Below are 25,083 nucleotides of genomic sequence, written 5' to 3'. Positions count from 1 at the left end.
GGCGGGGTTTAGGCGATCGACTGATACTTCGTCGGGCGCGTCTCAAGGGCCTTCTTGACGATGCCCTCGACGTACGCACGCTCTTCGCCGATCAGCGGCAGGCGAGGGCGACGCATGTGCTCGGTGCCCACGCCCACGAGCTTGTCGATCAGCTTGAGGTTCTGGACCAGCTTGGTTGATACGTCCAGGTGCAGCATCGGCGTCATCCACTGATATAGCTTCAGAGCTTCGTTGAAGTTGCCGGCCTTCATCAGCTCGTAAAGAGCGACGGTTTCGCGAGGGAAGGCGCACCCCACGCCGGCCAGCAAGCCATCGCATCCGAGCGCCAGCCCTTCGTAGGCCAGATCGTCCACGCCCAGGAAGAGTTGATACCGATCGCCCAAGGCATTGCGCAGGTCCGTGATGCGGCGGATGTCGTCGGTGCTTTCCTTGATCGCAACGACCCATTCGCAGTCCGCCAGTTCTTCGAACTGCTGGACCATCAGGTCGACGCGGTATGCCACAGGGTTGTTGTAGACCATGATGGGTTTCTGTGCCGCTTCGGCCATCGCCCGAACGTTGAGCATTGCTTCACGAGCGTCAGCGACGTAAATGACGGACGGCATCACCATGAAGCCATCGACGCCAATCTTGTTGGCGCCTGCTATGTAGCGCAGCGCTTCGCGTGTGCTGGTTTCCGAGACGTTGGCAAGTACCGGAATACGGCCAGCGCTGGCGTCGATTGCGATCTTGGCAACTTCGAGTTTTTCCTCGAGGGTCAGGGTGCTGGCCTCCCCGAGCGAACCGCAGGTCACGAGGCCGTGGATGCCGTTGCGAATCTGGAAGTCGATGTGCCGGGCGGTGCCCTCGGCATCGATGCTCTCGTCCTCGTGGAACTTGGTCGTGATGGCCGGGAAGATGCCCTGCCAACGGGGGTTGTTCATGCAAATACTCCTTAGGGGTCAGTGAAGGTGAACTGGACTAGCGCGGTTTTAAATATATTAGGAACATATGAACAATATCTTGATAGGGTAAACCATAGGTTGTGGGCTAGCGCCTTTTCGGTCAGAGGACGGGTGAATGCGGCGGCTCGCTCAGCTCGCACGGTGTTGGTGCGCGCAGGAGGCTCGAGCGGTTGGTACGCTCAAGACAAGGAGTCAGTCGTGCTCCACGAGGTCCCGGACCCCCGGCTCACCGCCGAGAAGGCGCTCGCCGCCGTCATCCAGGAGAGGCAATGTGGGACTCCCCGAGAGAGGCCCGTTTAGCCAGAACGGGATTTCGGCAGCGCCGGCCGGAGGAACTTCAAACCGAGGCGGGCGGTCGCGGCGGGGTCAGCGCTGGAGCACTTCGCTTTCCAATCGAGGAGGCGCAGGTGTCGGCAATGAGCTCACGAAGCCACTTGTTCGCGGGGTCGCGGTGATAGCGATCGTGCCAGTAGAGCGCGACTTCGAACTCGGGGAGGGGGAGAGGATGGGGCTTGATCACCAGCGGGAAGTGAAGCGCGAGCCTCTCCGCGAGGATGGCGGGAACGGACCAAAGGAGGTCCGAGTCGATGATGAAATGCGGTGCCGAAAGGTACTGGGGTATGCGCAGCTTGATGCGTTGGCGCAGGCCCGCATCGATCAGGGCGCGTTCAAGACTCAGATGGCCGCTGCCGGAGTACTCGACGAGGAGGTGGTCGCTGCGACTGAAGAGGTCCTGGGTCAACTCTCCTTCGGCCAGCGGGTGGCCTACCCGCATGGCACAGACATAGTTCTGCATGAACAGGACGCGTCGATGAATTCCCGTTTCCAGTGACGGCAGGAAGCCCAGTGCCAGATCCACCTGGCCGTTGGCCATGCCGCTGAGCGTATCGGCGATGGGCCGGAACACCGTCCGAAGGTGGATGCCGGGCGCGATTCGTTCGAGCGCGGAGGACACCTGAGGCAGGCACACCACTTCGCCGATGTCGCGGGTGCGGATCGTGAACACCCGCCTGGCGCTCGCGGGATCGAACTTGACTCGCGCCTCGCGCGTCTTGCGAACCACGGCAAGGGCGTCGAGCAACTGGGGCGACAGCTCGCTGGCCAGCGGCGTCGGCTCCATCTTGCGACCGACCAGGGTGAACAGCGGGTCGTCGTATTCGGCGCGCAAGCGCTTGAGCGCACTGCTCACCGCTGCCTGCGTCAGCCCGAGCCGCTCTGCCGCAACGGTGACGGAGCGATCCCGCCAAAGCGCCTCAAACGCATAAAGGAGATTGAGGTCTTTCACTCGGGTGCCGATTTGGTTGCGCAGTCTGTGCCTGAATCGATTCAGTTTATAGAAGGCTCGCCTTCGATCATTCTGGATTACCCCAGGGCCCGGGGTCGGCGAACGTCGTGCAGGTCGAGGTCTCTCGCACGCACGAACATAAACGGCGTCTATATCCATGAATCACCGAATCGGTATGGATCAGGTGACGCCGGCCTCGCAGAATCGCCGCAAGATCAAGGAGACAAGCGTGGCCCAGGCTTCCCATGTCATCGGCATGATCGGCATCGGCCAGCTCGGGCTGCCGGTCGCCATCAACCTCATGCGCGCGGGTTTTCGCGTGGTGGGCTTTCGTCGCAACGACCGCGAGGCCTTCGTGGGCGCGGGCGGCGTCGCGCTGGACTCGCCGGCGGAGGTGGCCCGCCAGGCCGACGTGCTGCTCATGTGCCTGCCCGGCGAGAAGGCCCAGGCGGAGGCCCTGGAGGGGCCGCTCGGTGTGCTGGCAGCACTCTCGCCGGGCAAGGTCGTGATCGAGCTGGGCAGCTATCCGAGGGAGCACAAGGTGGCCCAGGCCCGGCGCATCGAATCGGCGGGGGCGCAGATGCTGGAGGCCGAGGTGAGCGGCTCGCCGCCGATGGTCGTCGAGCGCCGCGCTGCGCTCTATATCGGTGGCGACGAGGAGCTGTTCGAGCGCTGCAAGCCCGTCCTGGAGGCCATCACGGCCCATCACTTCCACCTGGGCGATATCGGCAGTGCCGTCGCCATGAAGCTCATTGCGAATGCGCTGGTGGCCATCCACACATTGGCCGCGGCCGAGGCGATGAACCTCGGTGCCAAGGCGGGCTTCAATCCGCACCGGGTCGCGGAAGTGATCCGGCAGGGCGCGGGCAATTCAGCCATGTTCACTGTCCGGGCGCCGATGATGGCAGCGCGCAGCTTTTCGCCGGCGCCGGGGCCGTTCTGCACGCTGGAGAAGTACCTGCGGATGGGGACGGATTTCGCCCGCGGGATGGGCTGCGCGACGCCGCTCTTCTCGGTCGCGGCACCGTACTTTCTTCGCGCCCTCGAAGGGGGCATGGGCGAGGAGGACATTTCGGCCGTGATCAAGCTGATCGAAGCCGATTCCATGCCGCAACAACCTCCCATGACGAACCGAGAACCAGGAGCAGGTCCATGATCCGCACTCTGCTGCACGTGGGCATGACAGTGCCCGACCTCGAGGTGGGCCGCGCCTTCTACGAGCTTTTCGGGCTGGAAACGCGTGCGGTCGCCAGCGATCTGGTGTTCCGCTGCGAAGGCCGCGCGCAGGACCAGCTGCGGCTGATGGAGGGCCGGCGCAAGAAGCTGTCCTACGTGTCGTTCGGCACGAACGAGGAGGGGATGAAGGCGCTGCCGGGCAGCCTGGAGCGCGCTGGTGTGCGCGTCGCGCACAGCCCGTTCGGCGACATCGACGGCCTGTGGTTCCAGGATCCGCACGGCGACTGGGTCAACGTGCAGTTGGCCGAGCCGGCCCCGTCGCTGGCGGGGCCAGCTGTGGAGATCAACGCGCCGGGCAACTACCGGCGCATCGGTCGGCGTGCCTGCGACCTGGCGTCCCTGCGCAAGCGGGCCAGGCCTCGGCGGCTGGGCCATCTCATCAAGTTCACGCCGGACGTGAACCGCTCGGTGGATTTCTACGGCCGGGTGCTGGGCATGAAGCTGTCCGATCGCGCCGGCGACGTCCTTGCATTCATGCGAGGCTGTGCCGGCGGCGACCACCATATGCTGGCCTTCGCCAAGAGCACGCACACGGGGCTGCATCACCTGAGCTTCGAGGTCGGCGACATCGACGAGATCGAGCTCGGCGCCCAGACCCTGCTGCGCGCCGGCTACAAGGATGGCTTCGGTCTTGGCCGGCACGTGGGCGGCTCCAACTACTTCCACTACATCCGCGACCCCTGGAACAGCCTGGCCGAGTACTTCTGGGACATCGACATCATCCCGGAAGACGACAGTGGCTGGACGCCGCTGGACGCGGCGCCGGAGGAGCTGACCGCAGTCTGGGCAGCCACCCCGCCGCCGCCCGATTTCGTCGTCAACTTCGAGGCGCCATGAGCTTCCGCCCGGCCGTTCCGACGGGGGCTCGCGCCGCGGTGCGGAGCACGTTTATCCAATGAGCACCGAGGCAGCGAGCGAGCTCTTGGCGGACATGCTGAACAAGCGCCTCTACGTGGCATTGCGCACGCCGCGCGACGCAGCGCGCATGGGCGAGCTGCTGGAGTCGCACCTGCGCTGGGCGGTCGCGGCCGAGCGGCGAGGTGAGCTGTTCGCCTCGGGCCCCTTCGTGGGCGAGGGCGCTGCACCGGGCTCGCTCGGAGGCTTGTCCGTCCTGCGCGCCGCGTCCGAAGAGGAAGCGCGGGCGATCCTCGCCGCCGACCCCTTTGTCGCAGAGGGCGCGGTTTCGATCGAGGTCCGCTGCTGGCTGCTGATGGAGGGCGGCTTCACCCTCAACGTCCACCTGTCCGATCAATCGTGCCGACTGCTTTGAAACCTGCTGCCCCACAACCTGCCATGAGGAATGAACCGATGCGTCGCGTGAAATACCAGCTCTTCACTTACCAGCAGGACGCCGTGGCTCGCACCGGAATCGCAGTAGGCGACCGCTGGTTCGACCTGGAGACGGCGGCGCGCCGTGCGCAGCAGTCCTCGATCGCCGAGGCTTCCATCGACGAGCTGCTGCAACACTGGGACGATTCGTGCCTCGTGCTGGCCCGGCTGGCGCTGCAACTCGCCGACGATCCGCAGCCCTTTGGACGGTGCGAGCTCAAACCTGCGGACCTGCAGCTGCTGGCGCCGCTCGCGCGGCCCGGGGCCATCTACGGCGCCGGCGCGAACTACCGCGATCACGTGGAGGCGATGGCCCGCGTGTCGGGTGCGAAGCTCGCGCTCGACCCCAAGAAGGAGGGCATTCCCCCGTGGCATTTCCTGAAGGCGGGTCGATCCACGCTGTCGGGTCATCGCGCCGACGTGCCGATCCCGGCGCGCACCGAGCGGCTGGATTGGGAAGCGGAACTGGCCGTGGTGATCGGTCGCCGGGCATCGGCCGTCAGCGTGGAGAACGCGCTCGATCATGTGGCGGGCTACATGTGCGCCAACGACCTCTCGGCGCGCGACTACCTGGTGCGCGCCGGCGTTGACGCCTCGTCGCCGTTTCGCTTCGACTGGATCGGCCACAAGTGCTTCAACGGATCATGCCCGCTGGGTCCCGTCTTCACCCCGGCCGAGTTCGTGGCCTCGCCGGAGAACCTGGCCATCAAGCTGTGGCTCAACGGCGAACTGCGCCAGGACTCCGACACCAGCAATCACCTCTACGGGGTGGCCGACCAGATCGCCTACCTGAGCGAACGCGTGGCGCTCGAGCCGGGTGACGTGATCCTGACCGGCACGCCGGCGGGCGTGGGCATGGAGAGCGGCACCTTCCTCAAGCGCGGCGACGTGATGCAGGTCTGGATCGAGGGCCTCGGCGAGCTCGAGACCCGAATCGTCTGAACACGCCATCAACAACACTGCACCCCGGGGATCACTTGCCCCAGATCCGCTTGTATTGGTCGCGGTAGCCGTTGCCCGGGTCGAAGATGTTCTTGTCGCCGCCGTCGGTTGCGACGTTGGCCGCGGTCACGACATGCGCCAGCGGCACGTACCCCGACCACGTTGCCTTCGCGAAAGCGCGGTTCATCTCGTCGATGACCTGCCAGCCTTGCATGTTCAGCGGCCCGGGCACGGTGGCGCTCTGGTAGTTCTTTGCGCGGATGCGCTGATAGGCAGCCTCGCTGCCGTCACCGGCCGAGACCGCACGGGGCATGTCGTCACCCTTCTTGCCCGCGGCTTTGAGCGAACTGCCCCAGAAGTCGAAGTACAGGTCGTTGATCGCCAGCGAATGCGTCCACTTCGAACCGAAGCGTTGCAACAGCGAGGTGGTCAGGCCCGGCATGCGGGTGGCGCTGTCGGCGATCGGGCTGTCCTCGAAGCTCAGCACCGTGCAGCCGCCGCACCGCTTGATCACCGCCTCCATGGCCTTGGCCTTGTAGATCGCGATCGAATACTGGCTGTCGGTGAAGATCACCACGCCGGCCTTGCCGTCGGAATCGGCAATCGCCCACAGCGCGGCCGCCTCGGAGATGTCGTCGGCGGTGACGGTGACGTTGGCGAACAGGCCGGCGGCCGCATCGGGACCGGGCTTCGGACCGGCGTTCCAGCCGACCAACGGAGTGCCCGCCTTGGCGGCATTGCCGAAGGCCACCTTCTGCTCGGTGGTGTCGAAGCCGCCGACGACGATGCCGTCGGGCTTGAGCGCCAGCGCCTGATTGAGCGCAGCGGTCCGGCCGCTGACGCTGCCCCGGCCATCGATCACGCGCACGTTCCAGCCGATGGCCTTGCCGGCTTCCTCCACGCCTTTGCTGACGCCCACGATGCCGCCGTTGTTCATGTCGGCGGCGACGAACACCACGGTCTTGTTGGCGGTGGCCTTCGGGCCTGTTGTGGGGCCGTCCCAGGCGCTCTTGGCGCCGGCCAGCTTTGCCACCTTGGCCTTTGCTTCGTCGACGAAGGCGTCAGCGGCAGCCGGGGCTGCGAAGACGACAAGACAAGCCGCGGCGAGCGCGGCCGGTGCGAACTTCAGGGGTCTGAACATCGAGGTCTCCTTCATGGGTGGCCTGGCACGGCCTAGTTGACATGTGATGGCGAAGGCGCAGGAGCCGCCGCAGACGGCGCGCCTTCGCCGAGCTGCCTCTGCGAGATGCGGCGGCGAATGGATGCGTTGCGGCGCTGTTGCGCATAACCGGCGATGCCGATCGAGATCAGCAGCGTCAGCCCGTTGAACAGCGGCTCCACGAAGAACGCGCCGCCGAACTGCTGGATGCCCGAGATGCCGATGGCCAGCACGGCCACGCCCACCAGCGTGCCCCAGACGTTGACCCGTCCTGGGCGGATCGTTGTGCTGCCCAGGAAGGCGCCGACAAGTGCCGGCAGCAGGAATTCCAGCCCCACGCTGGCCTGACCGATCTGCAGCCGCGAGGCCAGCAGCACTCCCGCAAATCCGCTGATCAGCCCGGAGGCAACGAAGGCGCCCATGACGTGCCGGCGCACCGAAAGGCCGTTGAGTTCGGCGGCCTTGGGATTGGCACCGATCACGTACAGCGCGCGCCCCAGCGGCATGAACTCGGTGACCGCCCACAACGCCAAGGCCACCGCCAACACGTAGAAGGCCGGCACCGGCAGGCCCAACAGGTCGGCCCCGGCCATCCCGACAAAGCCCGCTGGCAGCTCTCCTACCACCTGGCGGCCGCCGCTGTGCCACATCGCGACGGCGTACAGCACGGTGCCTGTGCCCAAGGTCGCGATGAAGCTGTCGATCTGGGCCAGTTCCACCAGCAGGCCGTTCAACATGCCGAACAGTGCCGCGCAGGCCAGCACGATCAGCACCGCCGCCGGCCAGGGCAAGCCAAAGCGGGTCTGCAGGCTGATCGCCAGGATGTGCCACAGCACGATGCCGTAGCCCACGGTCAGGTCGATCTTGCCGGTGATCATCGGGATCATCGCGGCCAGCGCGAGCAGCGCGATGATCGACTTGTCCGACAGGATCGCGCGCAGGTTGAACAGCGTTGGAAACGTGTCGGGCAACAGCACCGAGAACAGCAGCGCCAGCGCCACGGTCAGCACGACCAGGCCATAGCTGGGTATCGCACGCCCCAAGCGCTGGCCGAGGGTGGTGGCCGCGCCGTCGAGGCTGGCGTCCGGCTCAAGCGCGGTGGACTTGATGGATGAACTCATGCGGCTTCCCTTTCGTCGCCGGCCGATCCGGCGGACAGCGCCAGCAGGCGCGCGATGGTGATGTCTGCACCGTGCAACTCGGCGGCGATGCGGCCAGCGCGGAACACGAGGACGCGGGTGCACACCGTCGCTACTTCTTCATAGTCGGTGGACACGACCACCAGCCCGGCGCCCTCGGCCGCGCGTCGGCGCAGCAAGGCATAGATCTGTCGTTTGGCGCCCACGTCGACGCCGGCAGTGGGCTCCTCGAGCACCTGCACCGGCAGGGCCAGCGCCTCCCAGCGCGCCAGCACCACCTTCTGCTGGTTTCCACCCGAGAGCTGCTGGACGATCGCCTGGGGCGCCCGCGGGTTGATGTCGAAGCGTTCGGCCAGCGCCTCGGCCCGCTTCAGCTCGCGGCGGCGGCGACTGGCGTCCAGACCGCGCTCGCCATGCAGGCGCGGATTGGGAAACAGGTTCTCCTGCACGCTCATCGAGCCGGCCAGGTTCTGCTCCAGCCGCTCGCCGGCGGTGTAGCCGATGCCTGCGGCGATCGCCTGCGCAGGATTCTTCAGCTCGCATCGGCGACCGGCCGCCTCGAGCGTGCCGGTCACGAGCGGTTCGCAGCCGAAGAGCGCGCGGCCGATTGCGTCCTGACCGGCACCGCGCAGGCCCACCAGGCCGAGGATCTCGCCCGGGTGCAGCGCCAAGTCAACCGGCCCGGCGTTGCCGGCCACGGCGCCTTGCAACGCGAGCAGCGGCCTGGCGTCACCGCGTGGGATGGGCGCCGCAGCGCGCTCGTCGTCGGCCAGCGCCTGGCCGACGATCAGCTCGACCAGCCCAGCCTCGCTGGACTCGGCGGTGCGGCGCACGCCGACCAGCTTGCCGTCGCGCATCACCGCCGCGCGGTCGGACAACTGCATCACCTCGTCCAGACGGTGCGAGACGTAGATCATCCCTACGCCCTGGCGGCGCAAATCGCGCAGGACGTCAAACAGGCGGTTCACATCGGTCGCGGGCAGGCTCGCGCTGGGCTCGTCGAGCACCAGCAGACGGGCCTTCACTTCCAGCGCGCGGCCGATCGCCAGCAGCGACTTCTCGGCTCGGGTGAGCGAAAAGACCCGCCGGCCGGGGTCGATGTCGCATCCCACCCGCTCGAGCACGCGGCGCGCGATCGCATCGGCCGCACGCCAATCGACCAGACCATGCTTCCAGCCGAACAGGCGCGGATAGCCCATGCCGATGGCCACGTTCTCGGCGACCGTCATCCATTCCACCAGGCCCAGGTCCTGATGGATGAAAGCCACCGGCTGGCGCAGCGGATCACGGCTGCGCCAGTCCTCCTCAGGCTTTCCATCGACCAGCATCCTGCCTGCGTCGGCAGGGTAGATGCCAGCCAGCAGCTTGATCAAGGTGCTCTTGCCGGCGCCGTTCTCGCCCAGGAGCGCGAGCACTTCGCCGGCCTGGACTTCCAGCGTCACGTCGTCGACGGCCTGCGTGCCGCCGAAGCGCTTGCTGACTCCCTCGAAGCAGAGCAGCGGCGTCATGCGGTGGCTCCCCGGGTGTTGAGCACGACGCGGTATAGCGAAGTGCTGGCGCAGATGAACAGCTCGTTGCCACGCTCGCCGCCGAACACGAGGTTGCCCACCTTCTCGGGCACCGCGATGCGGCCGATGCGGGTGCCGTCGGGGTGGTAGACCTGGACGCTGTCGGCGCTGCTCGTGTAGACGAAGCCGTGGACGTCGACACGGAAGCCGTCTGCCAGGCCGGGCTCGACCAGAGCGAACACGCGCGGGTTGGCCAGGTCCTGCCCGTTGACGACGTCGAACGCCACGATGTGGTGGTGGCCCGAACCGTCGTCGCGCAGTGCCGCCGAGCTGTCGCTCACGTACAGCACCGATTCGTCGGGCGAGAAGGCCAGGCCGTTCGGCTCCTCCACAAAATCGCTCGCGATGCGCAGCGCGCCACTGGCCGGGTCGAAGCGGAAGACGTAGCAGCCGCCCAGCTCGCTGTCGGCCTTGTGACCTTCGCGATCGGAATGGATGCCGTACGGCGGATCCGAGAACCAGATCGAGCCGTCACGCTTGACGATGACGTCGTTGGGTGAGTTCAGGCGCCGGCCCTGGTACCTGTCCACCACCACCTCGTCGCCCACAGGGTGCCCGTGCGCATCGAAGCGCGTGCGTACCACGGCGCGCTGCCCGTGCGAACAGTGCAGCAGGCTACCGTCGGCCTCGCGGACATGGCCGTTGGTGAACTCCACCGCCTCGCGCCACACGCGCATGCCGCGGTCCGCGTGCCAGCACAACATGCGGTTGTTCGGAATGTCGCTCCACAGCAGCTCCGCCGTCTCGGACATCCACACCGGACCTTCGCTCCAGACGGCGCCCGTGCAGAGGCGTTGCAGTTGAGATGCGCCGCCGGCCACCGCGGAAAAACGCTCATCGAGGACAGCGACGGATGACATCGCAGCATTCTTGCGGTACATGCGTTACCGGTAACTAGTAAATACCCGCGGGCGTCTGCGCTCCCCGGGCTCTACTATCATTGCCGTCATCGATGCGATCAGCACCGCGCGATCCGGACCCGCGTCGAAACCGGTATCACTTCTTAGGCCAGCTCACGCTGGAGCGATCACGTTGACCGCACGCCAGAATTCCAAAAAGCCCGCCACGGTTCGCCTACCTGCCCGTGCAGTCGAACCGTCTCGCACGCCGGCCACCCAGGTCACGATGGCCGACGTAGCGGCTCGCCTGGGCGTCTCGAAGATGACGATCTCACGCGCCCTCAATCGTGAGGGCAGTAGCCGGCGCAGCACCAGCGAGGCGCTGAGGCAACGCATCCTGCGCACCTGCCAGGAGATGGGCTATGTGATCGACCATACCGCGCGGACTTTTTCGTCCAAGCGTTCGGGCGTCGTCGTGGCCCTGATACCGGCGCTGAACAACTCCAACTTCTCCGATACGGCGCATGGCCTGACCGCCGCGCTCGAGGGGAGCGGCCTTCAGGTGCTGCTCGGCTACACCGACTATGACAGCGCAACCGAGGAGCGACTGCTGCGTGCGATGCTCGGCCGCCGCCCCGAGGGCGTGGTGGTCACCGGCGGCACACATACGCCGGCGGCGCGAAAGCTGCTGGAGGCCGCCGGCATTCCGGTCGTTGAAACCTGGGACCTGCCGGCGCAGCCAATGGAGCATTGCGTGGGCTTCTCCAACGCCGAGGCGGAGGCGCAGCTGGTGCGCCAGCTGCACGCGCAGGGCTACCGGCGCATCGCCTTCCTCGGGGGCTTGCCGGCGAGCGATGCCCGCGGCGCTGACCGCCGCCGCGGCTTCGAGACAGCGATGCGCGATCTGGGGCTGGACGCGACGCGCCAGATCAGCGTCGGCGAGGCTCCGGTGGCGATGGAGCACGGGGCACAGGGCGTGGTGCAGTTGCTGGCGCGCTGGCCCGATACGGAATTGCTGGTGTGCGTGTCCGATCACCCGGCGTTCGGTGCGATGGCGGAATGTCAGCGCCGCGGCATCGATGTGCCGGGCAAGCTCGCCATTGCCGGCTTCGGCGGTTTCGAGGTGGGTGCGAGCTGCCACCCGCGACTGAGCACCGTGGCGATCGACTGCGCCGCCATTGGCAGCGCCGCCGGCGAACTGCTGTTGCGCGCCATCGCCGCCGCGCGGGACGGCCAGCGCCTCGCGCCGGAGACAATTCTGATCCCGTTCCGCGTCGAGCTGCGCGGCAGCACCTGAGCGCCGGCGCGCCGGAGTCGCCGGCCCTTGGCCTGGCTTCAGGACTTGCCGGTCAAGTTCAGCTTTGCGGCCAGCGCCTTGAAACTCTGGCTGTCGTTTTCCATGGTGGCGCGAAAGGCGGCGGCGTCGCCGTACGCCTCGCCCAGATTCAGCTTGTCCAGGGTCTGGCGATAGGCGGTTTCCTGCACTGCCTTCGCCACGGCCTGAGACAACTGCTGCAGCACTTCGGACGGGGTACCCCTGGGCGCGCACAGACCTCGCCAGGCACCCAGGCTCAGGTCGATGTTGCGCTCCTTCAGCGTCGGCACGTTCTCGAAGCCCTTGACGCGCTCGTCGGCCATCACTGCCAGCATCTTCAATTTGCCCGATTGCACCTGGGTGCTGACCTCCGCCGGGCTGACCGATACGGCGTCGATATGGCCCCCGCCCAATGCCAGCACGGCCGGCGCAGCGCCCTGAAAAGGAATGAGGTTGAACGAGGTGTTGGTGCGTGATTCCAGGGCCACCGACGCCATGTGCCAGATGGCACCGGGGCCGGAATTGCCGACGCGTACTTCGCCCGGGTGCTTGCGGGCATGGTCCAGGAATTCCTCCACTGTGTTCCACGGCGCATCGGCGCGCACGGTGACGGCGGCGGGATCAAAGTTCAAGCGCGCGATCGGCGCGAAGTTCTCGTAGGTGACCTTGCCGATGCCGATGTGCGGCAGGATCATCACATCCACCGTCAGCATGATCAGCTTGTAGCCATTTGGCGTAGCCGCGGCCACGTCCGCCATGCCGATGGAGCCACTCGCGCCTGCCCGGTTGACCACGGTCACGGGCTGAGCCAGGTACTTGCGCACCGACTCGGCCAGCGCGCGCGCCAGAACATCGGTCCCGCCGCCGGGGCCATAGGGCACGACCAGTTCGATCGGGCGGGTCGGCCAGGCCTCGGCGGCCCTTGCCGCGCCCAGCGGCAAAGCCGCGAATGCCGCCAGGGTCTTCAGCCCTGTGGCCAATAAGGTTCTGCGATCGGTCATGGGGGGCCTCCAATAGGACAGGGTAAAGATCAGGTTGGTGTCAAGCGCAAAAATCCAGCAGCACCTTCATCGCGCGCTTGCGGTCGCTGGCCAATTCGAAGGCTTCGCGCGCACGCGTGAGCGGGTAGGCGCCCGTGATCATCGGGCGCATGTCGATGCGGCCCTCGTTGATCAGGCGCACGGCAAGCGCGAACTCGGCATGGAAGCGAAAGCTGCCGAGCAGCGCCAGCTCCTTGGCGACGATCAGGTTCTGCGGCACCGAGATTTCACCGCCCAGACCCAGCTGCACCACGGTGCCGCGCGGACGCGTCGCCTCCAGGCCGGCGCGCAGCGCGCGCTCGTTGCCGCTGCATTCGAACATCACGTCGAAGCTGCCCTTGTCGGTGCTGAAGCGCTGTGTCCACTGCGGATCCTGCGCGACGTTGATCGTGGCGTGCGCACCCATCGCGCGGGCCACGGCCAGCGTCTCGTCCGTGAGGTCAACTGCCGTCACCTCTGCGGCGCCATGAATGCGCGCCGCCGCCACGGCCAGCGTGCCGATGGGCCCGCAGCCCGACACCAGCACGCGCTTGCCCAGCAGCGGCCCGGCACGCTGCACGCCATGCAGCGCCACCGAGAACGGTTCGGCCAGCGCGGCGTGCTGCAGCGGTACATGCGCGGCGACGGGCTCGCACTGCACGGCATCGCAGACCAGGAGGTTGCGGAAAGCGCCCTCGACATGCGGATCGCGCATCGCGCTGCCATAGAAGCGCATTTCCAGGCACTGGTTGGGCAGGCCCTCGAGGCAGTACTTGCAGGCGCCGCAGGGTCGGCTGGGATTCACCGCCACCTTGTCGCCGGCCTTCACGCGCGTGACGCCGGGCGCCACGGCGACCACGGTGCCGGCCACCTCGTGGCCCAGGATCATCGGGCGCTTGATGCGCACCGTGCCGAAGCCGCCGGCGTGGAAGTAGTGCAGGTCCGAGCCGCAGATGCCGCCGAATCCCACCTGCACCACCACCTGTCCGGGCCCCGGCTCGCCGGCATCCTGCTCGACCACGCGCAGGTCGTCGGGCGCGTTGATCACCAGGCAGGTGCAGCGCAGCCGCATCGCAACGCCTTCGTCCGAAGCTTCGACATTCATCAAGCTCATGCGCGTCTCCAATCGAGATTCAGAGGCGCCCGATCACCCGGCATCTGCGCCAAGTTCTCCGCGGGTGGCAATGGCGCGCACCTTCGGTGCGCAAGCCTCGAGCAGCGCCTCGCGATCCTTGGCCTCCCACAGCCTGTGCAGCGCATAGCTCGCCTCCAGCGGTTCCATGTCCCATGCTGGATAGGGGTCCACACATCAGGACGAGGGGCAGGGTGTCGGAGGACGAGGACATGGGGCGCGGCTCCTGTAAAGTGTGACCGGTAACTCTAACGAGAAACAAGAATTCGAATTCTGGGGTAAACGCTAGTGGGGCGAATGCGGCAATCAAATAAGCTACCGGTAACTATTTAGCCGCAGTCGCGCACCTGTGACAGTCAGCGGGACAGGCCGGCCGCTGGGGGGAGGTACATGAACTGGCCGGCGCCGTGATCTTCCTGGCCAGTGAAGCGTCGAGCTTCGTGAATGGCCACATCCTCTACGTCGACGGCGGCATCACGGCCGGGCTCTGATGTGGCACGTACCGCCCACGGAGCCTCGCCCATGAATGCATCGAATGACTCGTCCTCTTCCACGCGATCCTCTTTCCGCGTTGCGGTGGTCGGAGTGGGCATCATGGGCAACGCCATCGCGCGTCGTCTGCTAGCGTGTGCTCACGATGTGGCCATCTTCGATCTCGATCGCAGCAAGGTTGAGCCGCTGGCGGCGCTCGGCGCCCGGGCCGCGGCCAGCGCAGCAGAAGCTGCGCAAGGCGTTGCGTTCGGCAAGCCCTCAGCGGCGGGCGCGCCGACAGCCAGATCCTCGCCGAGTTCGGCCCCAAGATGGCGGCTCGCGACTTCACTCCCACCGGTCGCATCGACAACATGCTCAAGGACCTGGAGGCCGTGCAGGCCTTTTCCCAAGGCCAGCGATTGCCGCTTCCCTTGACCGCGCATGTGTCCGAACTGCACCGCGTCTTCGTTGCCGCGGGCATCGGCGCCGAAGACACGGTCGCCCTGATGAAGCAATTCGACGGCTACCGCACCGAGTGACACCCGTCCGCCCCCGCACTTTCCCTCTCGGCGCCTGGAGTCCACCGTCTTAAACACCTTAAACGCACCGCAGAGAGCTAAAGGAGAAACCATGATCACACGCTTTGCACTGTTCGAAGGACACGTCAACGAGGGTCAGACCGAGGCGTTTCGCGCCGCCGTTCTGGCCGAAATCCTGCCCAAGTGGAAAGCATTCCCCGGGGCCCTTGCCGTCCGGGTGTGTTTCGCGAACGAGCGCGACGAAGGTGCACCCGAGTTGCCGATGATTCTCGCGATCAGCTACCCGGACCGAGCATCCGTCGACAGGGCGCTTGCCAGCCCGGCACGAGCGGAGGCGAAGGCTGCGACGGAAGCGGTTCTGTCGCGCTTCTTCACCGGTCGCATTCACCATCACATCACGGAAGCGAATGACCATGTGCTCCGATGACGCTGATGCGCGCAATCAATCACCGACTACTTCGGTGGGCTCGCTGTTGCCGCACTCGTCTTCCTGGCCGTCGTCCTCGTCGAGCGCATGACGCGCGCCTGAGGCCGGTGGCCTGGCGGCCGGTGAACTGCACGAAGGCGAAAGCTTTCGGCGGTTCCGTCAGGCGCCGGCCCACGGACTGTGATTCAGCCGGTACTCGCCCAGCGTCCGCAGTTCGCCTTTCGCATGCGCGATCAGGCGCACCGTGAGCACATGCGCGGGCAGGCCGCGCACGATCGCGATCTTCGGCACCATCAGGACCTCGCCGGATGCGGGATCGAAGGGGATGTCGTCCGCGCGGTATTCGGCATCGTCCGCGAACGACAGGTGCAGCACCGCATCGATCCGTTCGACGTCCGCCAGCGGCGCCTCGAAGCGTGCGACCAGCACCTCGTCCTGCGGCGCGGCGCTGCAGTTGACGCTGCCGTTGTGCGCCAGGCGGTACTCGCGCATGTGCCGGCCCTCGTCGACGAGACGCTGCACAAAGGGCCCGCTCACGAAGGCATGCACCAGCCCGAGGTCGAAGGCCCGCCGCACCGCATCGCCGAGCGCGACGAGTTCGTCGAGCGTGCGGCCGCAGCGATCGCAGCCGAGCAGGTGCAGGTCGATCGCGTCTGTCTGCATCTCGTCCGTGTCGCCGAACCAGTAGGCGAGCAGGGTCTGCTCATCGAGGTGCGGGGCTTTCGCGCTCATGCCGAAGCCTCCCGGCCGCCCTCCACGCAGTGGCGCAACTGCGCGATGCCCCGGTGGCGGATCACCCGCACATTGCCGGCGGTAAGGCCCAGCTCGCCCGCCACCACCTCGGCGGGCTTCTCGTCGTAGAAGCTCATCAGAAGAACGCTGCGTTCGCGCTCGCGCAGCGAGTCGAGGCAGCGGGCGACGCGCTCATGATCGTGGCGCGGCGCGATCGAGATGTCCGCCAAGGCCAGCACCTCGCCGTGGCGCGCGAGCAGGCTTTCGCGGCGCGATTCCTTGCGCTGCATCGCGAGCACCAGCGTGCGGCAGCTTCCGAAGACGAAGGACACCACGCGCTCGGGCTCTCGCACGCGGCCGGTGCGCAGTTGATCGAGCGCGAGCAGCATCACTTGCTGCATCAGGTCGTCCGCCGCCGAGGCATCGCGCAGGTGGCGCAGGCCGTAGCGGCGCACGCGCGGGGCGAGCTGGCGGTAGAGGGCGGCTTCGGCCTCGATGTCGCGTGCCGCGCCCGCGCCGGCGATGCGCAGCGCGAGGATCACCTCGGCGTCGGAATCCCCGGACTCCGAGGCAATCGTTTGGGCGGCGTGTGGCATGGGGTTGAGCTTAGCGACGCGCCGACGGAATTTCCAGATGGCTGTAACGTCCGGCCGAGTCGCGACACAACCTGCCGTCATCCACTCACGCACCCAAGGAGCCCCCGCATGATCACCAACGCCGCCGCCGGCACCAATGTTCAGGAAATCGCCAACGGCATCTTTCGCATCAACACGCCGGTGCCGCTGCCCGGTGGCCAGCTCTTCAGCTTCAACCAGTACCTGGTGGTGGATGAGGAGCCGCTGCTCTTTCACACCGGGCCGCGCCAGCTCTTCCCGCTGGTGAGCGAGGCGATCGCGCGCGTGATGCCGATCGAGCGGCTGCGCTACATCGGCCTGTCGCATGTGGAAGCCGACGAGTGCGGTGCGATGAACCTGCTGCTGGCGGTCGCGCCGCAGGCGGTGCCGCTCTGCGGCCAGGTCGCGGCCATGGTCTCGATGACCGATCTGGCCGACCGTCCGCCGCGCGCGATGGCCGATGGCGAGGAACTCGACCTGGGCAGCCACACCATCCGCTGGTTCGACATGCCCCACGTGCCGCACGGCTGGGAATGCGGGCTGATGATGGACACCCGCACGGGCACGCTGTTCTGCGGCGACCTGTTCACGCAGGGCGGGCCGAGCGAGAAGGCGCTGACCGAGGCCGACATCTTCGGCCCGAGCGAGGCCTTCCGCCTGCAGATGGACTACTTCGCGCACGCGCCGCAGACGGCGGACCGGCTGGCCGCCTTGGCCGCGCAGTCACCGCGCGTGATGGCGGTGATGCACGGAAGCGCCTGGGAGGGCGATGGCGCCGCGCTGCTGCGGAATCTGTCGGAGGCCGTCTCGCCGCATTGACGGCAGCCGACGGGCTCAGTGCTGCTTGGGCAGGTTCAGGCTCTGCAGCACCGGCAGCCAGCGGTCGGATTCGGCCTTGACGAACTTCGCCAGTTCCTCCGGCGAGCTGCCGCGCGGCTCCATGCCGATCGTGCGGGCGCGGGCCACGAATTCAGGGTCGGCGATCACCTGGTTCACCGCCTTGTTGAGGCGGTCGATCGCTTCCCTGGGCGTGGCGGCCGGCACCGAGAACGAATACCAGAGCGTCGCCTCGAGGTCGTAGCCCTGTTCCTTGAAGGTCGGCGCGTCAGGCACCTGCGGCAGGCGCTTGGAGTCCATCACGCCGAGCACGCGCAGCTTGCCGGACTTGATGTAGGGCAGCGAGCCGGTGATGGAGGTGCCGTGGATGTCGATCTGCTCGCCCAGCAGCGCCTGCAGCGCGGGTGCGTCGCCGTTGAACGGAATGTGCGTGGCCGTGATGCCGACGTTCTTCTCGAACACCATCGGCGCGAGGTTGGTCAGGATGGCCGCGCCCGGAGAGCCGCGGTTGATCTTGCCCGGGTTCTTCTTCGCGTACTCGACCATCTCCTTGATGTTCTTGTACGGCAGGTCGCTGCGGCCCACGATGATGGCCGGCTGGTAGGCGATCTGCGTGACCGGCGCGAAGTCCTTCTGCGGGTCGTAGGGCAGCTTGTCGTAGAGCACGCTGTTGTTGGCCAGCGTGCCGAGCGACGAGACCAGCACGGTCTGGCCGTCCGGCTTGGAGCGGGCCACGTAGTCGGCGGCGATGATGCCGCTCGCGCCGGGCTTGTTGTCGATGATGACGTTCATGCCGTGCTTGTTGAGTTCCTGGGCCAGGATGCGGCAGTACTGGTCGGTGCCGCCGCCCGCGGCGAAGGGCACGACGATTCGGGTCACCGGCTGCTGGGCCAGCGCCGGGCCGATGGCGCAGGCCCCGACGGCGAGGCCCATGACGAATTTCCGCAAGCTCACTGTGTCTCCTTGTCTCTCTGGTCCGGTTCTCGGACTCGCTGAATCCAGTCTAGTTCGCGCGCCGGCGGTGAAATCTGCAAGGAGTGAAAAGATGCTTTCCGCCTCCTGCATATCCTGCACAAGGCTTCAGGCCGGAACCGGGCCCGTCGGGGCGCGCATGACCACGCCGGCCTCCTGCAGGGCGTCGATCTCGGCGTCGCCGTAGCCCGCCTCGCGCAGCACCTGCGCCGTGTGCGCCCCGAGCGCCGGGGCCGCGAGCGTCGCGCGGCGCGGGGTGTCGCACAGCTCGTAGGGCAGCCCGAAGCTGGTGTAGCCCGGCACGCTGCCGTTGGCCGCCACGTCCATGACCATGCCGCTGGCGCGGAAATCCTCGCTCGCGAGCGCGTCGGCATAGCTGCGCACCACGGCGACGACGATGCCGTTGCGGCTCAGCAGCTCCACGCATTCGGCGGTGTCGAGCCGGGCCAGCTTCTCGCCCACGGCGGCCTTCATCGCGGGCCGGTTGGCCACGCGCAGCTCGTTGCTTGCAAAGCGCGGATCGCTCGCCAGCGCCGGCGCCCCGATCGCGCCGCACAGCCGCACCCAGTGCGCCTGCACGTAGGCCGAGACCACGACCATGCCGTCCCGCGTGCGGAAGATGTCCGCGGCGGGCGCGGCCATCGGCTGGCCGTCGCCGCTGCGCTTCGGCTCGACGCCGCGCACGAAGTAGTCGCTCCAGTTGGGCATCTGCAGGTTGAGCGCCACTTCGAGCAGCGAGACGCGGATGGTCTCGCCGGCGCCGGTGCGCACGCGGCGGAAGAGGGCGGCGAGCACCGCCTGCGCCGCCACCTGCGTGCTCGCCACGTCGATGATGGTCGCGCCCACCTTCTGCGGCAGGCCGTCGGCTTCGCCGGTGACGGACATCAGGCCGCTCTCGGCCTGCGCCGCGATGTCGTAGCCGGGCCGGTCGCGCGACGGCGAGGCGGCCGGAAAGCCGGCGATCGACACATGGACGAGGCCCGGGTGCGCGGCCCGCAAGGCCTCCGCGCCCAGGCCCAGGGACTCGGCGGCGCCGGGCCGCAGGTTCTGCACCAGCACGTCGGCCCGCGCGACCAGGCGGCGCGCGATCTCCGCGCCGCGCGGCTGCCGCAGGTCGAGCGCGATCGATTTCTTGCTGCGGTTGTAGGCCCGCAGCATCGCCATGCCGAAAGGGCCGGTGGTGCGCGCCGCGTCGCCGTCGAGCGACTCGATCTTCACGACCTCGGCGCCCAGGTCGGCAAGCGCCATCGCGGTGCCGGGCCCGGCGATGTAGTTGCCGAGCTCGACGACGCGGATGCCCGCGAGGGGTGGGGGGAGTGCGGTGGGTTGGTCCATGGCCGGCACTCTAGGAGGCGTGCTCCCAGGCCGGGCGGCGGGAGCTGCAAAGCAGCTTTGCGGTCCGCGAGCGCTAGGCCGCCGTTTCGTCCCGCAGCGCCTCGGCCACGAAATCCACGAAGGCCCGCACCTTCAGCGGCAGTGCCGTGCTCTGCCGGAACACCGCGAAGATGCCATTGGAAAAGCCGCGCACCGCAAAGCGATAGTCCGGCAGCAGCCGCACCAGCGTTCCGTCCTGCAGGTTGCTGCGCACCGTCGGCTCCGACAGCAGCGCGATCCCCATGCCGCCGAGCGCGGCCAGCCGCAGCAGCTCGCCGTTGTTGGCGCTCAGCACGCCCTGGATGGGCAGTTCCTGCTGCTCGCCGTTCTCGTCGACGTATTTCCAGCTCGTCGCCTCGTGCTCGCGCCGGTAGGTGAGGCAGCGCACGTCCGGCAGGTCCTTCGGGTGCTTGATGCGCGAATAGGTCTTCACGAACGCCGGGCTGGCGACCAGCACCTCGTCGCTCGACAGCAGCCGCTTGATGACGAAGCCCGAGTCGTTCGATTCGCCGGTGCGGATGTCGACGTCGAAGTCGTGCTCGACGAGGTTGACCGGGTGCTCCGACAGCTCGATCTCCACCCGGATGTCCGGATAGCGCTGCGCGAAGCGCGGCAGGAGCGGCGCGACCACGCGCAGGCCGATGTGGGTGCGCGAATGCACCCGCAGCCGGCCTTCGGGTCGCTGGCGGGAATTGCGGGCCGCCTGTTCGGCCTCGGCCATGGCTTCGAGCACGCCTTCGGCCCGCTCCAGGAAGGCCTGCCCGGCCTCGGTCATCTTGAGGTTGCGGCTGGTGCGGTCGACCAGTTGCACGCCCAGCTCTTCTTCCAGCGCGCTGATGCGGCGCGAGATGGTGGCCGGCGACAGGCTGAGACTGCGGGCCGCGGCCGAGAGGCTGCCCTTCCTTTGCGTGGTCACGAAGATCCGAAGCGAATCGAGGGCCTTCATTTCGAAAGATGCAAAGAAGCTGTGCGCACGTTGATGATCCGCGGAGACCGCCGCTCTTACGATCGATCGAACTCAACCCCATTCGATCGGAAGCAACGGCAATGGATTTCGGAATCCTACCGGCTGCCGGCGAAGTGCGCGAAGGAAGGAAGCCGGGAAGCATGATCCGAGATGAGCAGAAATTCGATGCCTTGCTGGCGCAAGTGCGTGCCTTCGTGCGTGACGAGTGCCAGCCGCTCGAAGAGGAGATCGATCGCAGCGACGAGATCCCCGAACCGCTGGTGCAGCGCATGCGGCAGCTCGGCCTGTTCGGCCACAGCATCCCCGAAGCCTATGGCGGCGCGGGCCTCACGACCGAGGAACTGGCACGGGTGAACATCGAGGTGTCGCAGGCGGCGACCACCTTCCGCGCGCGCTTCGGCGGCAACACCGGCATCGCGTCGGAATCGCTGGTCGTCGACGGCACCCCCGACCATAAGGATCGCTACCTGCCGCGCATGGCGAGCGGCGAACTCACCGGCTGCTTCGCGCTCACCGAACCCGAGGCGGGGTCCGATGCCACCGCGCTGAAGACGCTTGCCGTGCGCGATGGCGACGACTACCTGATCAGCGGCAGGAAGTGCTTCATCACCAACGCGCCGATCGCGAACCTGTTCACCGTGTTCGCGCGCACCGATGCTGAGGGCAAGGGCGCGAACGGCATCACGGCGTTCCTGGTCGAGCGCGGAGCGCCGGGGCTTTCGACTTCCGATCCCTATCGCAAGATGGGCCAGCATGGATCGCCGGTCGGCGAGGTGCTGCTCGAAGGCGTGCGGATTCCGGCGTCATGCATCGTCGGCGGCGTGGAAGGGCAGGGCTTCCGCACCGCGATGAAGACGCTCAACAAGCAGCGCATCAATCTGGCCGCACTCTGCGTGGGACCGGCGATCCGCCTGGTGGACGAGATGGTGCGCCATGCACGCACGCGGCAGCAGTTCGGCCAGCCGATCGGCGAGTTCCAGCTCGTGCAGCAGTTCATCGCGGAGAGCAACACCGAAGTGCATGCGGCGCGTGCGCTGGTGCTCGAAACCGCGCGCAAGCGCGACGAGGGCGCGGACGTCACCATGGAAGCCTCCATGTGCAAGCTCTTCGCCTCCGAGATGTGCGGCCGCGTCGCCGACCGGGCGGTGCAGGTGTTCGGCGGCAGCGGCTACATCGCGGGCAACATCGCCGAGCGCTTCTTCCGCGATGTGCGCCTCTTCAGGCTCTACGAGGGCACGAGCCAGATCCACCTCGTCAACATCGCGAAGCGGACGATCGCGCAGGCGGCGCGCTGAGGCAGCGTCTACGCGCTGCCGCTGCTGCCGCTGCTGCCACTGCCATAGGGCCGCGTGAGCAGTTCCAGCACATGGCCGTCGGGGTCGTCCCAGTAGACGCCGCGGCCGCCGTCGTTGTGGTTGATGCGGCCCGCTTGCGCGTGGCGCGGATCGGCCCAGTACGAGAGGCTGCGCGCGCGGATGCGCCCGAAGATCAGGTCGAACTCCTCCTCGCTCACGAGGAAGGCGAAGTGCTGCACCGGGAACTCGCCGTCGTCGCGGATGTAGTCCAGCGTGACGCCGTTGTCGACGGTCACGCCCTGGAAGGGGCCGAAGGGCACCGGCGCGGCGCAGCCGAGGATCTCCGACAGGAAGGTGGCGGAGGCCAGCGGATCGCGGGCCGAAACGATGGTGTGGTTGAGCTGGATGGCCATGGCGCTCTCTGGATCGACCTCGCTGCGACAGCGTGATCGATGCATTGTGAACCGCCTGCGCCCGCATGGTGCGGCACGGCTTGAGTGATGCCCACCCGGCGCGCAAAATGGCCGTCCCGGTAACTCAAAGGAGAGAGAGTCATGAAGAAGCGTTCTTTCCTCGCGGGCGGCCTTCTGGCCGTGCTCACGACCGCGTGCACCACCTCCGGCACTTCGGGCGGTGACCCGGCGGCGCGGCGCAGCAGCATCGATTCCTCGGTGGACGCCGCACTGTCCAAGCTGTATGGGCAGGTGCAAGGCTCGCGTGAGTTGACCGGCAAGGCCAAGGGGGTGCTGGTGTTCCCGTCGGTGGTGTCGGCGGGGCTGGGCGTGGGCGGCTCGTACGGCCAGGGTGCGCTGCGCGTAGGCGGCCGGTCGGTCGGCTACTACAGCACCACGGCGGCATCGGTCGGCCTCTTGGCCGGCGCCGATTCCAAGGCGGTCTTCGTGCTCTTCATGACGCAGGAATCGCTCGACAAATTCCGCGCGAGCAGCGGCTGGACCGCCGGCGCCGATGCCTCGGTCACGATGCTGAAGGTCGGCGCCAACGCGGCCATCGATACTCAGACCGCGCAGCAGCCCATCATCGGCTTCGCCCTGAGCAATGCCGGGTTGATGGCGAACCTGAGCCTCGACGGCACCAAGATCAGCCGGCTCGAGCTCTGAGCTCTTCGCGGCTGTCCGTGCCCGGAAGCCGCAGGGCTTCCGGCGCGGCGCCACGTTCAACGCGGCAGGTACAGCACCTGCTCCATCACCGCCGGCGCGCCGGTCACCGACTTCACCTTGCCGGCGTCGTCGAACGCCACCTGGTACTCCGACCAGGAATCCGTCCAGTAGCGCCACACCTTGGCGTCCAGGCGCGGGTTCTCGCTGGTCATGGGCCAGCCCACGGCCATGGTCACCTGTTCGCGGGTCATGCCCTCGGCGATCTTCGCGTCGCGGATGGCTTCGCGGATCGCGGGCTCGAAGCTCGCGATGCGGACCTTGGGGTCTTCCTGGACGATGTAGCGCTCGGCGAACGGCGCCATCGGGATGTCGCGGCTGTAGTCGTTCTTCAGGCGCTGCACCTTGCCGCCGACCAGCGTGTAGACGAAGCGCATCTCGTAGCCCGTGACCTGCGCCGGCGTGCCGACCGGCACGAGGCTGGTGCCGGCTTCGCGGTAGTTGCCATCGCCCATCTGCGTGCCGTAGGTGTACATGTTGCAGCACAGGTAGCCCGCGATGAGGGGGCCCTGCGGCGGTTGGGGGCGTTGCGCATGCGCGAGGGAAAGAGGAAGCGCAAGCGCGCAAGCGGCGGCCAGGGCCAGACGACGGTGCATCGGGAACATTCTCCTTTGGTTGATCGAGCCGCCGAAGCGGGCGCGGCAGTTTAGGTCTAGGTGGCCTTCAGCAGGGTGAACTGGCTGCGGGCCAGCAAGCGTCTGAAATCCCGATCAAAGGTCACGAGGTGCTCGCCCTGCTGAATCACGGCGGCGGCCAGCCAGGCGTCGGGCAGGTCGTTTGCGGCCAGCGCGTTGTCGATGCAAAGCTTCCTGAGGATCGGCCACTCGTCTCCGAGCGTCGGCACGCTGACGCCCGGCATGCCCAGCAGCGCCTCGACGAACCCCACGGCTTCGGCCGTCGGGGTCGGATTCACAAAGATCTTCGGATGCGTGACCAGGCGCAGGAAGCTCGCAGCGGCCATGGGCTGCAGCGTGAGCGGAGCAGCCACGGGCGCCATCTCCACGGCCCTTACGAGCCAGCTGTGTGCCACCGCGTGGTGCGGGTGGTCGCTGCGCGAGGCGGCGACGAGCACGTTCACATCGGGTGTCATTCATCGGCGGCGTCGAGCATGGCCTTGTTGCTCAGCCCCGTGAGACCTGTGACCAGTCCTCCCTTGCCGCGATAGACGGGAACAGTGCGGGGCGCCACAGCACGTGGGCTCGCCTTCAGGCGCAATTGCAGGCCTTCCTCGATCAGCCGGGTCAGGCTGGTGTGCTGCTGCGCCGCCAAGGTCTTGGCCCGAGTCAGCAGTGCATCGTTGAGGTTGAGCGTCGTCTTCACGGAAAGATGATACAGATTTCTGTATGGAAGTTGTTGCGGACGATCGATTCTGGGAGTGCGACTGTAACGGCCGCGCAACCCCGGGGTAGGTATCCCCCACCGAAGCCTAGATCAACCCTCGCAACCGGCGCTGCGCGCGATCGAGCCCGACGACCAGGCGGTTCTCGATGCTTTCGGCTTCGGTGATCCGTTCGTCGAACCACTCGGCCTCGGTGCTTCCGACCTGCGACATCCTCTGCAGCATGGCGGCGATGAGCGCGTTGTGGTCCTTGATCAGCCCGTCCCAGAGTTCGATGTCCGCCTGGGCGCCTTGTATTTCCACGTAGCTGGCTGTCATCTCTGTCTCCTGTGCACGTGTGCATGGGAGCGTAGCACCGGGGGACCGCCTGCCCAAAGAAAAACGCCGGGGAGCGGCAAGGCCCCCCGGCGTTTTTTCTTGCGGACCGGCGCCCG

28 protein-coding genes and 3 pseudogenes are annotated in these 25,083 nt (G+C 67.2%); 12 read left to right on the top strand and 19 right to left on the bottom strand.

Annotated elements, in window-relative coordinates; all coding sequences use genetic code 11:
• Nucleotides 1-8: 8 nt before the first annotated feature.
• Nucleotides 9-923, bottom strand: a complete 915-nt coding sequence (locus VAR608DRAFT_RS05440; RefSeq protein WP_088953134.1) for a dihydrodipicolinate synthase family protein — start codon at nt 921-923, stop codon at nt 9-11.
• A 358-nt stretch (nt 924-1,281) separates the two neighbouring features.
• Nucleotides 1,282-2,229, bottom strand: a complete 948-nt coding sequence (locus tag VAR608DRAFT_RS05435) for a LysR family transcriptional regulator (RefSeq protein WP_088953133.1) — start codon at nt 2,227-2,229, stop codon at nt 1,282-1,284.
• Between the two features lie 157 nt (nt 2,230-2,386).
• Here VAR608DRAFT_RS05435 and VAR608DRAFT_RS05430 point away from each other — a divergent pair, with 157 nt between their 5' ends.
• The 4 genes from VAR608DRAFT_RS05430 to VAR608DRAFT_RS05415 are packed head-to-tail and all read left to right on the top strand — an operon-like array spanning nt 2,387 to nt 5,736.
• Nucleotides 2,387-3,385 carry an NAD(P)-dependent oxidoreductase gene (locus VAR608DRAFT_RS05430; protein WP_331713023.1) on the top strand — a complete coding sequence of 333 codons (999 nt, stop codon included), beginning with the start codon at nt 2,387-2,389 and terminating at the stop codon, nt 3,383-3,385.
• Nucleotides 3,382-4,302 carry a VOC family protein gene (locus tag VAR608DRAFT_RS05425; RefSeq protein WP_088953131.1) on the top strand — a complete coding sequence of 307 codons (921 nt, stop codon included), beginning with the start codon at nt 3,382-3,384 and terminating at the stop codon, nt 4,300-4,302. Before VAR608DRAFT_RS05430 ends, VAR608DRAFT_RS05425 begins: the two co-directional genes overlap by 4 nt.
• Nucleotides 4,303-4,360: 58 nt before the next feature.
• The gene (locus VAR608DRAFT_RS05420; RefSeq protein ID WP_172843807.1) at nt 4,361-4,735 is read left to right on the top strand and encodes a YciI family protein; all 375 of its coding nucleotides are present in this window, start codon (nt 4,361-4,363) and stop codon (nt 4,733-4,735) included.
• Nucleotides 4,736-4,773: 38 nt separating this feature from the next.
• Complete coding sequence (locus tag VAR608DRAFT_RS05415) at nt 4,774-5,736, top strand: fumarylacetoacetate hydrolase family protein (RefSeq protein WP_197700476.1); 963 nt, start codon at nt 4,774-4,776, stop codon at nt 5,734-5,736.
• Between the two features lie 31 nt (nt 5,737-5,767).
• Here VAR608DRAFT_RS05415 and VAR608DRAFT_RS05410 read toward each other — a convergent pair whose 3' ends face one another.
• The 4 genes from VAR608DRAFT_RS05410 to VAR608DRAFT_RS05395 are packed head-to-tail and all read right to left on the bottom strand — an operon-like array spanning nt 5,768 to nt 10,462.
• The gene (locus tag VAR608DRAFT_RS05410; protein ID WP_231973258.1) at nt 5,768-6,877 is read right to left on the bottom strand and encodes a substrate-binding domain-containing protein; all 1,110 of its coding nucleotides are present in this window, start codon (nt 6,875-6,877) and stop codon (nt 5,768-5,770) included.
• Between the two features lie 32 nt (nt 6,878-6,909).
• Nucleotides 6,910-8,016, bottom strand: a complete 1,107-nt coding sequence (locus VAR608DRAFT_RS05405) for an ABC transporter permease (RefSeq protein ID WP_088953129.1) — start codon at nt 8,014-8,016, stop codon at nt 6,910-6,912.
• A complete protein-coding gene (locus VAR608DRAFT_RS05400) occupies nt 8,013-9,542 on the bottom strand; it encodes a sugar ABC transporter ATP-binding protein (protein ID WP_088953128.1) in 1,530 nt (509 codons plus the stop codon). The genes VAR608DRAFT_RS05405 and VAR608DRAFT_RS05400 overlap by 4 nt, the downstream gene beginning before the upstream one ends.
• A complete protein-coding gene (locus VAR608DRAFT_RS05395) occupies nt 9,539-10,462 on the bottom strand; it encodes an SMP-30/gluconolactonase/LRE family protein (protein WP_088953127.1) in 924 nt (307 codons plus the stop codon). The genes VAR608DRAFT_RS05400 and VAR608DRAFT_RS05395 overlap by 4 nt, the downstream gene beginning before the upstream one ends.
• A 172-nt stretch (nt 10,463-10,634) precedes the next feature.
• Between VAR608DRAFT_RS05395 and VAR608DRAFT_RS05390 the strand changes: the two genes are divergently transcribed.
• Complete coding sequence (locus VAR608DRAFT_RS05390) at nt 10,635-11,738, top strand: LacI family DNA-binding transcriptional regulator (protein WP_231973257.1); 1,104 nt, start codon at nt 10,635-10,637, stop codon at nt 11,736-11,738.
• A gap of 38 nt (nt 11,739-11,776) precedes the next feature.
• On the opposite strand, the gene VAR608DRAFT_RS05385 is transcribed toward VAR608DRAFT_RS05390, so the two are convergent.
• From VAR608DRAFT_RS05385 to VAR608DRAFT_RS38220, 3 genes are all read right to left on the bottom strand, one after another.
• Nucleotides 11,777-12,757, bottom strand: a complete 981-nt coding sequence (locus tag VAR608DRAFT_RS05385; protein ID WP_088953125.1) for a Bug family tripartite tricarboxylate transporter substrate binding protein — start codon at nt 12,755-12,757, stop codon at nt 11,777-11,779.
• Nucleotides 12,758-12,797: 40 nt separating this feature from the next.
• Nucleotides 12,798-13,847: an L-idonate 5-dehydrogenase gene (locus VAR608DRAFT_RS05380; RefSeq protein WP_088958616.1), complete on the bottom strand. Its 1,050-nt coding sequence runs from the start codon at nt 13,845-13,847 to the stop codon at nt 12,798-12,800.
• Between the two features lie 75 nt (nt 13,848-13,922).
• On the bottom strand, nt 13,923-14,057 hold the full coding sequence (locus VAR608DRAFT_RS38220) for a hypothetical protein (RefSeq protein ID WP_269458534.1): 135 nt from the start codon (nt 14,055-14,057) through the stop codon (nt 13,923-13,925).
• 224 nt (nt 14,058-14,281) lie between these two features.
• Between VAR608DRAFT_RS38220 and VAR608DRAFT_RS05375 the strand changes: the two are divergent.
• From VAR608DRAFT_RS05375 to VAR608DRAFT_RS05365, 4 genes and pseudogenes are all read left to right on the top strand, one after another.
• A pseudogene (locus VAR608DRAFT_RS05375) lies at nt 14,282-14,398 on the top strand (SDR family oxidoreductase); the annotation flags it as partial.
• Nucleotides 14,352-14,582, top strand: a pseudogene (locus tag VAR608DRAFT_RS38355) (NAD(P)-binding domain-containing protein); the annotation flags it as partial. The pseudogenes VAR608DRAFT_RS05375 and VAR608DRAFT_RS38355, both read left to right, overlap by 47 nt.
• A gap of 74 nt (nt 14,583-14,656) precedes the next feature.
• A pseudogene (locus tag VAR608DRAFT_RS37820) lies at nt 14,657-14,917 on the top strand (NAD-binding protein); the annotation flags it as partial.
• A 91-nt stretch (nt 14,918-15,008) separates the two neighbouring features.
• Nucleotides 15,009-15,344, top strand: coding sequence for a hypothetical protein (locus tag VAR608DRAFT_RS05365; protein ID WP_088953124.1), 336 nt, complete (start codon nt 15,009-15,011; stop codon nt 15,342-15,344).
• A 159-nt stretch (nt 15,345-15,503) separates the two neighbouring features.
• On the opposite strand, the gene VAR608DRAFT_RS05360 is transcribed toward VAR608DRAFT_RS05365, so the two are convergent.
• Together VAR608DRAFT_RS05360 and VAR608DRAFT_RS05355 are read right to left on the bottom strand one after the other, a co-directional pair.
• A complete protein-coding gene (locus tag VAR608DRAFT_RS05360) occupies nt 15,504-16,076 on the bottom strand; it encodes a hypothetical protein (RefSeq protein WP_088953123.1) in 573 nt (190 codons plus the stop codon).
• Nucleotides 16,073-16,672 carry an RNA polymerase sigma factor gene (locus VAR608DRAFT_RS05355; RefSeq protein ID WP_157730662.1) on the bottom strand — a complete coding sequence of 200 codons (600 nt, stop codon included), beginning with the start codon at nt 16,670-16,672 and terminating at the stop codon, nt 16,073-16,075. The genes VAR608DRAFT_RS05360 and VAR608DRAFT_RS05355 overlap by 4 nt, the downstream gene beginning before the upstream one ends.
• 108 nt (nt 16,673-16,780) lie before the next feature.
• Here VAR608DRAFT_RS05355 and VAR608DRAFT_RS05350 point away from each other — a divergent pair, with 108 nt between their 5' ends.
• Nucleotides 16,781-17,509: an MBL fold metallo-hydrolase gene (locus tag VAR608DRAFT_RS05350; RefSeq protein WP_088953121.1), complete on the top strand. Its 729-nt coding sequence runs from the start codon at nt 16,781-16,783 to the stop codon at nt 17,507-17,509.
• A 15-nt stretch (nt 17,510-17,524) separates the two neighbouring features.
• Here the strand turns inward: VAR608DRAFT_RS05350 and VAR608DRAFT_RS05345 are convergent, their stop codons facing one another.
• The 3 genes from VAR608DRAFT_RS05345 to VAR608DRAFT_RS05335 all read right to left on the bottom strand — a co-directional run bounded on the left by VAR608DRAFT_RS05345 (nt 17,525) and on the right by VAR608DRAFT_RS05335 (nt 20,819).
• Nucleotides 17,525-18,481, bottom strand: coding sequence for a Bug family tripartite tricarboxylate transporter substrate binding protein (locus VAR608DRAFT_RS05345; RefSeq protein ID WP_088953120.1), 957 nt, complete (start codon nt 18,479-18,481; stop codon nt 17,525-17,527).
• Nucleotides 18,482-18,607: 126 nt separating this feature from the next.
• Nucleotides 18,608-19,834: a CaiB/BaiF CoA transferase family protein gene (locus VAR608DRAFT_RS05340; RefSeq protein ID WP_088953119.1), complete on the bottom strand. Its 1,227-nt coding sequence runs from the start codon at nt 19,832-19,834 to the stop codon at nt 18,608-18,610.
• 73 nt (nt 19,835-19,907) lie between these two features.
• A complete protein-coding gene (locus VAR608DRAFT_RS05335) occupies nt 19,908-20,819 on the bottom strand; it encodes a LysR family transcriptional regulator (protein WP_088953118.1) in 912 nt (303 codons plus the stop codon).
• A gap of 161 nt (nt 20,820-20,980) precedes the next feature.
• On the opposite strand from VAR608DRAFT_RS05335, the gene VAR608DRAFT_RS05330 reads away from it, so the two are divergent.
• Nucleotides 20,981-22,135, top strand: a complete 1,155-nt coding sequence (locus tag VAR608DRAFT_RS05330) for an acyl-CoA dehydrogenase family protein (protein ID WP_088958615.1) — start codon at nt 20,981-20,983, stop codon at nt 22,133-22,135.
• A gap of 8 nt (nt 22,136-22,143) precedes the next feature.
• Here VAR608DRAFT_RS05330 and VAR608DRAFT_RS05325 read toward each other — a convergent pair whose 3' ends face one another.
• Nucleotides 22,144-22,548, bottom strand: coding sequence for a VOC family protein (locus VAR608DRAFT_RS05325; RefSeq protein WP_088953117.1), 405 nt, complete (start codon nt 22,546-22,548; stop codon nt 22,144-22,146).
• 141 nt (nt 22,549-22,689) lie between these two features.
• Here VAR608DRAFT_RS05325 and VAR608DRAFT_RS05320 point away from each other — a divergent pair, with 141 nt between their 5' ends.
• Nucleotides 22,690-23,253, top strand: a complete 564-nt coding sequence (locus tag VAR608DRAFT_RS05320) for a BPSL1445 family SYLF domain-containing lipoprotein (RefSeq protein ID WP_088953116.1) — start codon at nt 22,690-22,692, stop codon at nt 23,251-23,253.
• A 56-nt stretch (nt 23,254-23,309) separates the two neighbouring features.
• Here the strand turns inward: VAR608DRAFT_RS05320 and bamE are convergent, their stop codons facing one another.
• From bamE to VAR608DRAFT_RS05300, 4 genes are all read right to left on the bottom strand, one after another.
• A complete protein-coding gene (bamE, locus tag VAR608DRAFT_RS05315) occupies nt 23,310-23,906 on the bottom strand; it encodes an outer membrane protein assembly factor BamE domain-containing protein (RefSeq protein WP_088958614.1) in 597 nt (198 codons plus the stop codon).
• A gap of 56 nt (nt 23,907-23,962) precedes the next feature.
• Entirely contained in the window at nt 23,963-24,388 is a 426-nt protein-coding gene (locus VAR608DRAFT_RS05310) for a TA system VapC family ribonuclease toxin (RefSeq protein ID WP_231973256.1), read from the bottom strand.
• An 8-nt stretch (nt 24,389-24,396) separates the two neighbouring features.
• Entirely contained in the window at nt 24,397-24,630 is a 234-nt protein-coding gene (locus VAR608DRAFT_RS05305) for a DUF6364 family protein (RefSeq protein ID WP_088953114.1), read from the bottom strand.
• Between the two features lie 106 nt (nt 24,631-24,736).
• A complete protein-coding gene (locus tag VAR608DRAFT_RS05300) occupies nt 24,737-24,967 on the bottom strand; it encodes a hypothetical protein (protein WP_088953113.1) in 231 nt (76 codons plus the stop codon).
• Nucleotides 24,968-25,083: the final 116 nt, after the last annotated feature.

The sequence above is a fragment of the Variovorax sp. HW608 genome (assembly GCF_900090195.1).
Classification (GTDB): Bacteria; Pseudomonadota; Gammaproteobacteria; order Burkholderiales; family Burkholderiaceae_C; genus Variovorax.
The sequence above is the reverse complement of the archived record's forward strand: the minus strand, read 5'-3'. Positions and strand labels throughout refer to the sequence as shown.

Excerpts from the sequence above, each read along its gene's own strand:
- VAR608DRAFT_RS05440 (WP_088953134.1), bottom strand. The coding sequence starts at position 923 with ATGAACAACCCCCGTTGGCAGGGCATCTTCCCGGCCATCACGACCAAG.
- VAR608DRAFT_RS05430 (WP_331713023.1), top strand. The coding sequence starts at position 2,387 with ATGAATCACCGAATCGGTATGGATCAGGTGACGCCGGCCTCGCAGAAT.
- VAR608DRAFT_RS05425 (WP_088953131.1), top strand. The coding sequence starts at position 3,382 with ATGATCCGCACTCTGCTGCACGTGGGCATGACAGTGCCCGACCTCGAG.
- VAR608DRAFT_RS05420 (WP_172843807.1), top strand. The coding sequence starts at position 4,361 with ATGAGCACCGAGGCAGCGAGCGAGCTCTTGGCGGACATGCTGAACAAG.
- VAR608DRAFT_RS05415 (WP_197700476.1), top strand. The coding sequence starts at position 4,774 with ATGCGTCGCGTGAAATACCAGCTCTTCACTTACCAGCAGGACGCCGTG.
- VAR608DRAFT_RS05410 (WP_231973258.1), bottom strand. The coding sequence starts at position 6,877 with ATGTTCAGACCCCTGAAGTTCGCACCGGCCGCGCTCGCCGCGGCTTGT.
- VAR608DRAFT_RS05405 (WP_088953129.1), bottom strand. The coding sequence starts at position 8,016 with ATGAGTTCATCCATCAAGTCCACCGCGCTTGAGCCGGACGCCAGCCTC.
- VAR608DRAFT_RS05400 (WP_088953128.1), bottom strand. The coding sequence starts at position 9,542 with ATGACGCCGCTGCTCTGCTTCGAGGGAGTCAGCAAGCGCTTCGGCGGC.
- VAR608DRAFT_RS05395 (WP_088953127.1), bottom strand. The coding sequence starts at position 10,462 with ATGTCATCCGTCGCTGTCCTCGATGAGCGTTTTTCCGCGGTGGCCGGC.
- VAR608DRAFT_RS05385 (WP_088953125.1), bottom strand. The coding sequence starts at position 12,757 with ATGACCGATCGCAGAACCTTATTGGCCACAGGGCTGAAGACCCTGGCG.
- VAR608DRAFT_RS05380 (WP_088958616.1), bottom strand. The coding sequence starts at position 13,847 with ATGCGGCTGCGCTGCACCTGCCTGGTGATCAACGCGCCCGACGACCTG.
- VAR608DRAFT_RS38220 (WP_269458534.1), bottom strand. The coding sequence starts at position 14,057 with ATGGAACCGCTGGAGGCGAGCTATGCGCTGCACAGGCTGTGGGAGGCC.
- VAR608DRAFT_RS05365 (WP_088953124.1), top strand. The coding sequence starts at position 15,009 with ATGATCACACGCTTTGCACTGTTCGAAGGACACGTCAACGAGGGTCAG.
- VAR608DRAFT_RS05360 (WP_088953123.1), bottom strand. The coding sequence starts at position 16,076 with ATGAGCGCGAAAGCCCCGCACCTCGATGAGCAGACCCTGCTCGCCTAC.
- VAR608DRAFT_RS05355 (WP_157730662.1), bottom strand. The coding sequence starts at position 16,672 with ATGCCACACGCCGCCCAAACGATTGCCTCGGAGTCCGGGGATTCCGAC.
- VAR608DRAFT_RS05350 (WP_088953121.1), top strand. The coding sequence starts at position 16,781 with ATGATCACCAACGCCGCCGCCGGCACCAATGTTCAGGAAATCGCCAAC.
- VAR608DRAFT_RS05340 (WP_088953119.1), bottom strand. The coding sequence starts at position 19,834 with ATGGACCAACCCACCGCACTCCCCCCACCCCTCGCGGGCATCCGCGTC.
- VAR608DRAFT_RS05335 (WP_088953118.1), bottom strand. The coding sequence starts at position 20,819 with ATGAAGGCCCTCGATTCGCTTCGGATCTTCGTGACCACGCAAAGGAAG.
- VAR608DRAFT_RS05330 (WP_088958615.1), top strand. The coding sequence starts at position 20,981 with ATGATCCGAGATGAGCAGAAATTCGATGCCTTGCTGGCGCAAGTGCGT.
- VAR608DRAFT_RS05325 (WP_088953117.1), bottom strand. The coding sequence starts at position 22,548 with ATGGCCATCCAGCTCAACCACACCATCGTTTCGGCCCGCGATCCGCTG.
- VAR608DRAFT_RS05320 (WP_088953116.1), top strand. The coding sequence starts at position 22,690 with ATGAAGAAGCGTTCTTTCCTCGCGGGCGGCCTTCTGGCCGTGCTCACG.
- bamE (WP_088958614.1), bottom strand. The coding sequence starts at position 23,906 with ATGCACCGTCGTCTGGCCCTGGCCGCCGCTTGCGCGCTTGCGCTTCCT.
- VAR608DRAFT_RS05300 (WP_088953113.1), bottom strand. The coding sequence starts at position 24,967 with ATGACAGCCAGCTACGTGGAAATACAAGGCGCCCAGGCGGACATCGAA.